The sequence below is a fragment of the Aeromicrobium sp. CF3.5 genome (genome assembly GCF_051262695.1).
In the GTDB taxonomy this organism is placed as follows: Bacteria; Actinomycetota; Actinomycetes; order Propionibacteriales; family Nocardioidaceae; genus Aeromicrobium.
In genome coordinates, this window is sequence record NZ_JBIMEZ010000006.1 from 218,374 (window position 1) to 229,282 (window position 10,909).

The following is a 10,909-nucleotide window of genomic DNA, read 5'->3' on the forward strand; positions in this document are numbered from 1 at the left end:
CCCTCCGACCGGAATATCACGCGTGCACGAGAGGTTGTGATCGATGATGAAGTGGACGCAGAAACGCCAGCAGACCGATCCCATCGCCGAGCCCCGAGCGACACCCGGAGCAGGAGAGGGTCCGGTGTTGATCCATGCCCTCGACGGCTTCCTCGGTGCCGGCGCTGCCTCGCGCATGGTGGCCGACCAGTTGAGCAGCGGCGACGGCGAGGTGGTGCACGAGTACGACATCGACGCGCTGCTGGACTACCGCGCGCGCCGGCCGATGATGAACTTCTCGGCCGATCAGTACAGCAGCTATGACCAGCCCCGTCTGCAGATCGTGCGTCAGCGCGACACGGGTGGTACTCCCTATCTGCTGCTGGCCGGCCCCGAACCCGACTTCATGTGGGAACGGTTCGTCGCCGAGACGCGCGAGGTCATCGAGGACCTGGGCGTCCCGCTGACGCTCGGGCTCGGCGCGGTGCCCATGGGCGTGCCGCACACGCGTCCGCCCATGATCACGGCGCACGGCACCCGTCCCGAGCTGGTCGACCGCAAGAACCTGTGGTCCGCCGAGGTCACGGTGCCGTCATCGGCGCAGTCGTTGCTCGAGCTGCGACTCGGCGAGGCCGGGCACGACGCAGCCGGCTACGTGGTGCACGTGCCGCACTACCTGGCGCAGATCGATTTCCCCGACGCCGCCATCGCCCTTCTGCAAGCGTTGACCGACCGCACGGGTCTGGCGATCGACGACTCCGGGCTGCGCAAGCGCCAGGAGGCCACGCGCGCCGAGATCGAGCAGCAGATCCACGATCAGGGTGGCGAGGGCCTGCTGGAGGGTCTCGAGGAGCAGTACGACGCGTTCACCCGCGGCGCTGCCGAATCCCTGCTGGCCCACGAGGAGGAGCTGCCGAGCGGCGAGGAGATCGCCGATCAGTTCGAGGAATTCTTGGCGCGTCAGGACAACAAGGACGACTAGTAGGCTGGCGACCGTGCCTGCCTCACTTGACGAAGTCGTCCATCTGCTCGACCTCGAGAAGCTCGAGGAAGGTCTGTATCGCGGATCGCAACCCGCGCAGTCAGATCTGGTCCGGGTGTTCGGGGGCCAGGTCGCGGCCCAAGCGCTGATGGCCGCCCAGAACACCGTCCCGGACGATCGGTTCGTGCACTCGATGCACGTGTACTTCATCCTGGGCGGCGACCCGAGCATCCCGATCGTCTACGACGTCGAGAACGTCCGCGACGGTCGTTCGTTCATGACGCGACGGGTCGCCGCTCGCCAGCACGGCGAGATCATCTTCTACATGACCGCGTCGTTCCAGGTCGACGAGCCGGGCTGGGACCACCAGGACGCGATGCCCCCGGTGCCCTCCCCGGACGAGAGCATCTCCCTGGGCGATCTCGTGGCGCAGACCGGTGAGAAGGCCGCCGAGCGCTGGAAGCGTGAGTGGTCCTCGTTCGACATCCGCTACGTGGGTGACAACCGCCCCGAAGACGATCCGCAGCGTGCGCTGGTGCCAGCCGTCCAGCGCCTGTGGTTCCGGGCCGACGGAACCTTGCCGGCCTCGCGCCCCCTGCACAACGCCGCCTTCGCCTACATCAGCGACCTCAGCCTGCTCGGCGCCAGCCTGGTGCCGCATGGTGTCGTGATCGGATCGCCTCGGGTCAAGCCCGCGTCGCTGGACCACACGATCTGGTTTCACCGGCCCATCGCGGCCGATCAGTGGTTGCTCTACGACCAGACCTCACCCTCGGCGTCCGGCGCGCGCGGCCTCAGCACGGCCCGCGTCTTCTCACTCGACGGCACCCTGGTCGCCACGGTCGCCCAGGAGGGCCTGATCCGCCGCGTCGACGGCTGAGCGTTTCCTCACGCCGTGGCCGATGAAGGGCGCCCGAGCCGTCTGCGGTAGAGTCGCGTCTCGGCACCACGGGCTGTGGCGCAGCTTGGTAGCGCACCTGACTGGGGGTCAGGGGGTCGCAGGTTCAAATCCTGTCAGCCCGACCATGGTGATCTCTCAAGAGATGGGAAAGTCCCGAACCTGCGAAAGCGGGTTCGGGACTTTTTGGTTTCTGGGTTGGTCGTCGCAGTTGGGTCGATGGTCAGCTCGCGGAGGAGTTCGCCGGTGACGGCGTTGACGACTCTGACGTTGAGGTCCTGGATAAGCAAGCGGATGCTGGTGATCATGTCGTCAAGCCGACCAGCCTGCGGCTGCCTCGGGGGATCAGTTTCCTTGGACGTAGTAGCTATTCGAGAGAGGCGAGGACATCCTGAGCAGAGGTAACGGCATCCTGATCAGCCTTCGCCTTCGCGTCGGCCGATGTTGCGTCGGCCTCTAACTCTTTCACTGTGGCCGAGATGTCTTCGAGATCGCTCATCAGGACGTCCACATCGGCCTGGAGGTCCGCTGCTGCTGCGTCAGCCGTCCGTGCTTCCTGTAATTCCTCGGCTTTCGGGTCCTTCTGGGCTTCCTCAACCATTGCCTGGTCCGCCTGCACGACCTGCTGCGGCACCGGTTCGGCAGTACCTGCAATCCCCGCGATGACTAGAACTGCCACGACAGCCGCCACGCCGACCAGAGTCATGCCGAACTTCCTCGGGAGCACGGCGGCGAGCAACCAGACCCGCACCAACATCAGGACGAAGGACAGCAGTAAACCGCTGATTGCGATGACAGTGAATCGCGTCCCCAATGATCCAAGGGACGCTGAGAGTCCGAGAAGCGAGAACGCGACGATGGTCCCGGTCAGGAGCGTAACTACCATCAGCCACCGGCTGACCAATCCGGCGACCCATCTGGCAAGAGGGAGCAAAACGAAACCAGCGAGGAAGCTGGCGGCGAACACGGCGCCTGCGGTGTCCTCATCATGCACGTTCCCGGCGGCAAGGTTGTCGGCTCGGACTTGCTCGACTCGCTGTGCAGCGTCCTGCCGCTCAGAAATTACGGCGGCGCGAAGACTCTCAGCTTCTTCACGGTGGCGGTCGGCCTGGCTGTTGACGCCCTCCAAGGTGGTCCGCTGCTCCTCAAGGGTCCGTTTCGCCGTGTCCACATTGTCACGGAGCTCAGCGGCATGAGGTTCGCTGACGGCGTGGCTGTCCATGGCCTCAGACAGCGCGGTTTGCGCTTCGGCTAGCTCGGCCCGCTCTTCGGCGCTCGGGCCGGGGTCGACGAAGGGGGCCGGATCGTTGCCACTGCCACTGCCACTGCCACTGCCACTTCCGCCTCCGCCGCCACTTCCACCGCCATGGCAATGGTAGGGCTGCGATCCTGCGTGACAGCCATTCGCGTCCGTCCCGCCAGAATGCGCGGAACCGGCGGCAGTCGTCAGGAACAACAACCCGATCACGATGGCGGCGAGGAGCCCTCCGCGCCGAAGTGCGACTTGCAGCATGCTTCCCCCAGTAGTGATGTTGACCGACTGACAGCCGTGACGACGAATGGAGGCCCAAGCGGTGCACGTACCGGTCTCAGGAGACTAGGACCGCCTACCGTCCGAGATCCGCGAACCGCAGCAAATGGCTCGTAACTAGCTCGAATGGACCAGCTGCCGCCACTCGATGTGTCCGGGACTTGAGCCACAGACACGGGCGACCGGCGACCTAGGCTCGCTCGGCCTTGGTCTCGACCCCCGAGGTGGTACCCGGGGCCTCGATCAGCGTCCGCGCCTCGGCGGCCGCCATGGTCACTCCGGCGGGCGACTCGATGCCCGCCTCCTGCCACAACCTCTTCACCGAGCCGACGTCGTCCTTGGACAGGGACACCATGACCAGTCGGAACGCGCACGGAGTCAGGGCCGAACCTACGAAAGCGCCGACGGTCAGTCCCGGGACGAAGTCACCGCTCATGCGGTCGAGCACGAGACCTCCGAGCAGGGCCGACCCGACGTAGGACACCGCCATCCTCATCCACCACAGAACCATGGAGGGGTGATCCGGGTCATCTCGTGATCTGACCGCGCGGCAAGCGCGTCGAGCTCCTCCACGGTGACCGGCCGGGTAGGGGTGAGGGTCTGGAACAGCTGCTGGTGCTCATCGTCAGTGGTCGTGGTCACTGTCGATGGGACCCGGCTCCTGCCCCGGTTCGACGACGACGAACTGGCCCATCATTCCCCGGTCCTCATGCCAGAGCAGATGGCAGTGGTACATGTAGGGCATCGCCGGGTCGGTGTACTCGGTGAATCGCATGATCAGCCTGAGCCGGACGTCCGGAGGCAGGTAGACGGTGTCCTTCCACCCGGACAGTTCGGGCGATGGATCCCGGCCGTCGATGCTGAGGATCTGAAACTGGACGTCGTGGACGTGGAAGTTGTGCGGCTGGCGGTGGCCGTTCCAGACCTCCCAGACCTCCGTGGTGTCCACGGTGACGACGTCGTCGATGCGATTCATGTCCATCGACTCGCGGTTGATGCGATCGTTGCGCAGCTCGAACTCACGAGTCTCGACCGCCGAAGACTCATCGAGCGGGTCGATCGTCGCGAGTCGTGAGGGGATGGCCTCTGACGGTGCGAGGCTCCCGCCGGCCTGCAGCAGGAGAATGTCGAGCGTGTCGGTGGCGCCCGTGCTTCGGCTACGGCTGCTCGACAGGCCGAGGTCCTGGGGATAGGAGCGCAGCGTCGTGGTGTGCCCTGCGCTCATCTCGACGATGATCTCCGCTCGTTCGCCGGGAGTGAGCAGGAGGCGAGTCAACCGGGTGGGCTCGCGCAGGAGTCCGCCATCGCTGGCGATCATGGCGAACTCGCGATCATCGGAGAATCCGAAGGAGTAGCTTCGCGCGGTGGAGGCGTTGAGCAGCCGCAGCCGGGTCCGTTGGGCCGTGACGTCGAGGACAGGGCCGGCGGTGCCATTGACAACGATGGTGTTGCCGATCATGCCGTTGTCGCGGCGGGAGGTTTCGACGAGCTGCCCCTGGTCGTCGAAGGTCTTGTCCTGGACGATCACGGGGATGTCGTCGACGCCGTAGTCGCGGGGGAGGTCGAGCGCGGACTCGTCGTCGTCATCCAGGATGAACAGGCCGCCGAGACCGCGGTAGATGTGCCGTTCGGTCTGACCGTGCGGGTGTGGGTGGTACCAGAGGGTGGCAGCAGGCTGGTTGATCGTCCAGGACGGCGACCAGGTGTCTCCCGGGTGGATCGTCTGGTGGGATCCACCGTCGAAGGCGGCCGGCAGGTGCATGCCGTGCCAGTGCGAGGTGGTGGCCTCGTCGAGCTCGTTGGTGACGTTGATCTGCACCGTCTCGCCGCGTCGGGCGCGCAGGGTCGGGCCGAGCATGGATCCGTTGATCCCCCAGGTATCGGTCTCGCCAGCTGCGACGATCGCCGTGCGCCCTGCCTGGGCGGTGAGGTTGAAGACCGTGGTCCCGTCGCGCTGCGTGGACTCGGCGAGCGGAGGAATGCGCAGCCGGTTGCGGAAGTCGACCGTCCCGACCGTGTCGATCGGACCTCGCGAGTCGAAGGTGCCGCATCCGGTGAGGGTGACGACCGCTCCAGCGCCGACTCCCAGGGCGGTGAGCCGAAGGAAGGCTCGGCGATCCAATCCAGGACGACGGTCGTTCATGGCTGGGCCTCTCGATTCGCACGGTGCTTGCTTCGGACAGCCAGACCCAAGAGGACGAACGAGCCGAGGAGGACGCCGACGCCGAGCGGGACGTGCACGACGAGGATGTCGGCGTATCCCATGCCGAGCTGCAACGTCTCAGCAGCGAAGAGGACGACCGCGAGCGTGGGTACCCAGACAGTTCCTCGGCCGGGGCGCCACCACAGGACGCCCAGTGGGATCAGGATCATCGAGATCGTGACGATGATCGAACCATTGATGCCGTGCAGATCGAGGGCGTCGCCGTCGCCGTCGAGACTCCAGCCAGCCAGGAATGGCTGTGCGCACACGAGCACCAGGTGGACGAGCGCACTCGCCACGAGCAGGACGTGAACAATCCGGACCAGTCGCGTCGTGAAGGTAGGTCCCTCAGGCACGGCCCACTCCTGAGGCAGTGTCGTGCGGTGGGTCCGGCAGGTGGGGGACGCGATAGCCGTACTGCTCCTGGGTGGCTTTCGCCCCCATCCGGAGAAAGAGCCCGAGGGTGAGGTCTCGGAACAGGTTCCCAGCGGCGGAAGCGACCTTGCGATCGCCGATCTGACGACCGAAGCGCACGATCTTCTCCGCGCGTGCCTTCCTCTCACGCACGAAGGCGGCCAGCGCTGCCTCAGTGTCGGGCCCGTCGCGCAGGTGACGGGAGAGTGCGGCGGCGTCCTCGATCGCGAGGCTCGCTCCTTGGCCGCTGGACGGGCTCACCGCATGCGCGGCATCCCCGATCAAGCACACGTTGGAGGTGTTCCACGCGGCCAGCTCCGGCATGTCGTACACCGGCCACGCGCCCAGCGATCCGTCCGCCGCCGCCAGCACGGCACGCACGGGGTCAGGATCTTGCGCATGCAGCTGGCGGATCGTCGTGATCCACGCGTCCTGGTCGAGGCCGTCCAGCTCCGAACGCGCGGGCTCGTCCTCGCGTGTCACGTTCGTGAACCAGTACGCCACGGAGTCCTTGACGGCGTAGCCGAAGAACGCCCGGTGACCGAAGTACATCTGCTGGCGGACGCTGTCGGGCAGGTGGACCTGCGCCCACCCGCCGCAGTCCACGATGCCGGTGTAGGACGGCACCGGCGCTTCAGGCCAGGTGAGGCGTCTGACCGCCGACCAGATCCCGTCCGCACCGACCACGACATCGGCATCCACGGTGCGGCCGTCGTCGAAGACTGCGCTCCAGCCGTCCTGCCGCGCTCGGAGCTCGACCAAGCGAGCGCCGAACAGGAATGTGGCACCGTGCTCTTGCGCTCGAGCGGACAGCGCTGCATGCAAGCGTGCCCGCCTGAGGACGACGCCGCGTGCACCGTAGACGCGCAGATCATCCTCGCCGGGCAGCTCGGCGATGCGACGTCCGCGTGCGTTGTGGAAGTCCAGACCTGACAGCTCGAATCCACCCGCGGCGCCGACGACATCACCGAGCCCGAGTGCAAGCAGGCCGTTGACACCGTTGGGAGCGAGGGCCAAGAACGCACCCCCGGTGTCTTCGACGTCTGAGCGTGCTTCGGCGACGATGGGGTCGAGACCGGCTCTGCGCAAGGCGAATGCGAGTGTCGATCCCGCGATGCCGCCGCCGACGATGAGAATCTTCATGGAACATCCCTGGTCGAATAGACAGTTCGTTCGTACGAACGATTGAAAGGTAGCATCGTGCCATGAGTTGGTCAACGGAGGAGGACCCCGTTCGGGCCGAGGCGCTTCGAGCCCTGGCCGAGTCCGGCCGGCATCTGAGCACGGCGATGATCCTGTTTCACACGAACCTGTCCAGGAGCGTCGGTCTCGGGACGACGGAGGAGAAGGTGCTGGAGCTCGTGCGCAGGCACGAACACCCCTCCGTGGGCGATCTCGCTGAGCACACCGGCATGGCGAAGAACTCCATCAGCGATGTGCTGGATCGCTTGGAAGCCAAGGGTTTCGTCACACGCGAGCCGCATCCCAGTGACGGACGCAAGGTCGCGATCGTCGCCACGCAGGAGGGTGCAGCCAAGATCGGTCAGCTCTTCATCGGCATGATGACCCGCCTCGGCGAGATCCAGGCCGAGTACTCCACCGAAGACCTGGCGCTCATCGCCAGGTATCAACGCCGGGCCGCTGACATCCAGGCGGCCGAGGCGCGAACCCTGGCCGAAGGGATCGACTGACACCTGAAGATCCCAAACGCGGACTGCGCTCTGCGGGCGGCGTACGACCTTTTCATCGGGGTCGTTGGCGTCACGACGTGCATCGCGAGCTGACGGACGCAGCTGGTGCAGTTCAGCCCGGCATCACCGGTTGAGGCGACCGCCGACCGGAGCGACCCCCGAGGACTGGCGCAACATCAGTTCGGTCGGTAGGCGCGTCTGCTCGGGGTTGTCCGCGCCGCGGTCGGCGGAGAGCTTGCCGAGCAGCAGCTCCACGGCCAGTCGGCCCGCGCCGGCGAACGGCCCACCGAGGGTGGTCAGGGCCGGGGTCACGACGTCGGCCGCAAACATGTCGTCGAAGCCGAGCACGCTGACGTCGTCGGGCACCCGGACCCCTCGCGCTGCTAGGCGGCGCATCACACCGATCGCGAGCAGGTCGTTGTGGGCCACCAGGGCCGTCGTCCCGGCGCGCAGGGCAGCATCGGCGGCGGCTCCTCCACTTGCGACAGTGGGCGTGTAAGGGCCCACGCGGTGGACGCGTATGCCCTGCTCCTCGGCGCCCGCTCGCAACGCGGACCAGCGAGCGGCACCCATCCACGAGTTGGTCGGACCGGCGCAGTACGTCAGCTCGGTGTGCCCTAGCGAGACGAGGTGTTCGAGGATCTGTCGGCATCCCGAGCCCATGTCCAGCGTGACGCTCGTGAGCCCGGGAAGTTCTCGGCTCAGCAGGACGATCTCGTGATCAGCAGCGAGCCCGAGCAGATCCTGGTCAGAGAGCCGGCTCGAGGCGAGAACGAAGCCGTCGACCTGACGAACCAGGCCACGCACCTGCTCGATCTCGATGCGCGGCGACTCCTCGGCGTTGACCAGGACCATCGTGTGGCCCGCGGCCTTGGCCCGCTGCTCGGCGCCTCGGATCAGCTCGAAGAAGTGGGGGTTGGTGATGTCGGCGACGACCATCGCGATCGTTCGCTTTCGACCGCTCTGCAACGCACTGGCGTGCGGATTGGGGACATACCCGATCTCCTTCGCAGCGGCAAGGATGCGCTGCCGGGTCCGTTCGCTGACGCGCCCGGGAACTCCGAAGGCGCGCGACACCGTGGAGGTGGCCACGCCAGCGCGCTCGGCGACGTCGTAGATCGTCGACTGCTTCACGCCATGATCCGATCACGATTGGCAACTTTTGGCAACCACTTGCCACAGTTTCGGCAACCTTCTTACGATCGACCGATGATGTGACCCGCCCCACAGGACGGTTCCGGACCGAACAGGAAGAGATCACCAGTGGATCCCCAGACGACAGACGGTGAGCACCAGGGCGGCGCCGAGCCGCGCCAGCGCTCTTTGGGCCCGAGACGGGTGGTCCACGTGCTGACCACCCTCGAGATCGGCATCGCCGGACTCGCAGCAGCGATGATCTTCGTCCTGATCCTGACCCAGACCGGCCAGCGGTACCTGCCGATCGACGGCTGGACCTGGACCGGCGAGCTTGCCCGCTACTGCCTCGTCTGGATGACCTTCTCGGCCGCTGGCGTCCTGGTCACCCGCGACGGCCATATTGCCCTGCAGATCGTGGATCAGATTCGGATCGAGTCAGTCCTGCGAGCGATCCACGTCTTGGCCATGCTCGTGGTCTGCGCGTGTGGCGTCGGATTCGCCCTCGCCTGCCTGTCGTTGATCGAGGAGTCGCGCAACCTGACCACACCCTCGCTCGGTATCCCGATGCGGTGGATCTACGTGCTCCCGTTGATCGGCTTCATCAGCACCGCCATCCGCTCCGCCGTCGCAGCCGGCCTGATCGCGGTGCACGGCGTGGCCCGAGCAGACGAGTCCGATCAGCTGGCCACCCCGGTCAATGGCCTCGGCACCGGTGAGAAGGCGGCGTCATGACGTTGCTCCTCCTGCTGACCATCGGCCTGCTGCTCGTCCTGCGGGTCCCCGTGGCCTTTGCGTTCCTGGGGCCGGGCCTGGGTTATCTCGTGCTGACCGATCAGTCGCTCGGCCTGGCGATGCGGTTGATCACGAACTCCACCGCCAGCTTCCCGCTGCTCGCCATTCCGCTGTTCGTCCTCCTGGGCGTGATGGCGAACCGTGCTGGTATCGCCGACCGCCTCTTCGACTTCGCCCTGGCCTTCTTCGGTCGGGTTCGCGGCGGTCTCGGGTACGTCAGTGTCGGTGTCAGCCTCGGGTTCTCCTGGATGAGCGGCTCTGCCGTCGCAGACGCGGCCGCCCTGAGCAAGGTCGAGATCCCGACGATGGAGCGCAACGGCTACACGCGCCGCTTCGGGCTTGGAGTCGTCGGGTCGTCCTCGCTCATCGCTCCAGTGATGCCGCCGAGCATTCCGGCCGTGATCTATGCAGGCCTCGCAGCGGTGTCGACCGGTGCCCTGTTTGCCGCATCGGTGATCCCCGCCCTGCTGATGGCCGTGGGTCTGTGCGTGGTGGTGTTCTTCCTGGTCCGCCGCCAGCCCGACATCGTGGTCACCGGCTTCGAGTGGTCCCGCGTGCGAGAGACCGGCAAGCGCGTGCTGGGCCCGCTCCTGGCGCCGGTCATCATCCTCGGTGGGATTCTCGGCGGCCTGTTCACCCCCACCGAGGCCGCCGCGGTGGGTGCCCTCTACATGCTGATGCTCGGCTTCGGCTACCGCACCCTGCACCTGCGCGACCTGCCCCGGATCTTCTCCGAGACGGTGATGACCACCGCCGCGATCATGCTGATCGTGTCCTCGGCCTCCCTGCTGGGTTACGTGCTGGCCCGTGAGCGGGTGCCCCAGCAGCTGTCCGAGCTGGTCCTCGGGCTCACCGACAACGGCACGGTGTTTCTCCTGCTCGTCGCCGGACTGATGCTGGTGCTCGGCACGGTCATCGATGCGACGGCGGTCCTGGTGCTGGTCGTGCCGATCCTGCTGCCGATCGCTGGACGTCTCGACGTCGATCCCATCGTGCTCGGCGTGCTGATGATCCTGTCGCTGATGATCGGCCTCCTGACGCCACCGGTCGGCACGGTGCTGTATGTCCTCAGCTCCACCATGAAGGTGCCGGTCAGCGAGGCCTTCAAGGGGTCCCTGCCGTTCCTGGTCCCACTGGTCCTGGTCTGTCTGGTCATCATCTTCTTCCCCGCGATCGTCACCTGGCTGCCCGCGCAGCTCGGTCTGTGACACCCCCACTGGTCCTCCCTGCTCAATCCAGCCCACCCCGAGGCTTGCCAACCGGCGAGCCAGATGAAAGGAAC

At 66.4% G+C, this 10,909-nt stretch carries 12 protein-coding genes and 1 tRNA gene; 6 read left to right on the forward strand and 7 right to left on the reverse strand.

The genetic code is table 11. From position 1 onward, the window contains the following. Nucleotides 1-43: 43 nt before the first annotated feature. The 3 genes from ACHAA3_RS12705 to ACHAA3_RS12715 all read left to right on the forward strand — a co-directional run bounded on the left by ACHAA3_RS12705 (nt 44) and on the right by ACHAA3_RS12715 (nt 1,987). Nucleotides 44-961, forward strand: a complete 918-nt coding sequence (locus tag ACHAA3_RS12705; protein ID WP_435709390.1) for a PAC2 family protein — start codon at nt 44-46, stop codon at nt 959-961. 13 nt (nt 962-974) lie between these two features. Then, nucleotides 975-1,841: an acyl-CoA thioesterase gene (locus tag ACHAA3_RS12710; protein ID WP_435709391.1), complete on the forward strand. Its 867-nt coding sequence runs from the start codon at nt 975-977 to the stop codon at nt 1,839-1,841. Nucleotides 1,842-1,910: 69 nt separating this feature from the next. Further along, nucleotides 1,911-1,987 (forward strand) — tRNA-Pro (locus ACHAA3_RS12715). Here the strand turns inward: ACHAA3_RS12715 and ACHAA3_RS12720 are convergent. The 6 genes from ACHAA3_RS12720 to ACHAA3_RS12745 all read right to left on the reverse strand — a co-directional run bounded on the left by ACHAA3_RS12720 (nt 1,976) and on the right by ACHAA3_RS12745 (nt 7,150). Continuing rightward, nucleotides 1,976-2,167 (reverse strand): hypothetical protein, encoded by a 192-nt coding sequence (locus ACHAA3_RS12720; protein ID WP_435709392.1) that lies wholly within the window; start codon nt 2,165-2,167, stop codon nt 1,976-1,978. The genes ACHAA3_RS12715 and ACHAA3_RS12720 overlap by 12 nt on opposite strands. Before the next feature lie 59 nt (nt 2,168-2,226). Continuing rightward, a complete protein-coding gene (locus tag ACHAA3_RS12725) occupies nt 2,227-3,081 on the reverse strand; it encodes a hypothetical protein (RefSeq protein ID WP_435709393.1) in 855 nt (284 codons plus the stop codon). Nucleotides 3,082-3,580: 499 nt separating this feature from the next. Further along, nucleotides 3,581-3,880, reverse strand: a complete 300-nt coding sequence (locus ACHAA3_RS12730) for a hypothetical protein (RefSeq protein WP_435709394.1) — start codon at nt 3,878-3,880, stop codon at nt 3,581-3,583. Nucleotides 3,881-4,015: 135 nt separating this feature from the next. After that, nucleotides 4,016-5,533 carry a multicopper oxidase family protein gene (locus ACHAA3_RS12735; protein WP_435709395.1) on the reverse strand — a complete coding sequence of 506 codons (1,518 nt, stop codon included), beginning with the start codon at nt 5,531-5,533 and terminating at the stop codon, nt 4,016-4,018. Continuing rightward, on the reverse strand, nt 5,530-5,949 hold the full coding sequence (locus ACHAA3_RS12740) for a hypothetical protein (RefSeq protein WP_435709396.1): 420 nt from the start codon (nt 5,947-5,949) through the stop codon (nt 5,530-5,532). The genes ACHAA3_RS12735 and ACHAA3_RS12740 overlap by 4 nt, the downstream gene beginning before the upstream one ends. After that, complete coding sequence (locus ACHAA3_RS12745; protein ID WP_435709397.1) at nt 5,942-7,150, reverse strand: FAD-dependent oxidoreductase; 1,209 nt, start codon at nt 7,148-7,150, stop codon at nt 5,942-5,944. Before ACHAA3_RS12745 ends, ACHAA3_RS12740 begins: the two co-directional genes overlap by 8 nt. Before the next feature lie 62 nt (nt 7,151-7,212). Between ACHAA3_RS12745 and ACHAA3_RS12750 the strand changes: the two genes are divergently transcribed. Further along, nucleotides 7,213-7,698 (forward strand): MarR family winged helix-turn-helix transcriptional regulator, encoded by a 486-nt coding sequence (locus ACHAA3_RS12750; RefSeq protein ID WP_435709398.1) that lies wholly within the window; start codon nt 7,213-7,215, stop codon nt 7,696-7,698. A gap of 123 nt (nt 7,699-7,821) precedes the next feature. Here ACHAA3_RS12750 and ACHAA3_RS12755 read toward each other — a convergent pair whose 3' ends face one another. Next, nucleotides 7,822-8,832, reverse strand: a complete 1,011-nt coding sequence (locus ACHAA3_RS12755; RefSeq protein ID WP_435709399.1) for a LacI family DNA-binding transcriptional regulator — start codon at nt 8,830-8,832, stop codon at nt 7,822-7,824. A 213-nt stretch (nt 8,833-9,045) separates the two neighbouring features. On the opposite strand from ACHAA3_RS12755, the gene ACHAA3_RS12760 reads away from it, so the two are divergent. Together ACHAA3_RS12760 and ACHAA3_RS12765 are read left to right on the forward strand one after the other, a co-directional pair. Beyond that, complete coding sequence (locus ACHAA3_RS12760; protein WP_435709400.1) at nt 9,046-9,567, forward strand: TRAP transporter small permease; 522 nt, start codon at nt 9,046-9,048, stop codon at nt 9,565-9,567. After that, entirely contained in the window at nt 9,564-10,835 is a 1,272-nt protein-coding gene (locus ACHAA3_RS12765) for a TRAP transporter large permease (RefSeq protein WP_435709401.1), read from the forward strand. The genes ACHAA3_RS12760 and ACHAA3_RS12765 overlap by 4 nt, the downstream gene beginning before the upstream one ends. Nucleotides 10,836-10,909: the final 74 nt, after the last annotated feature.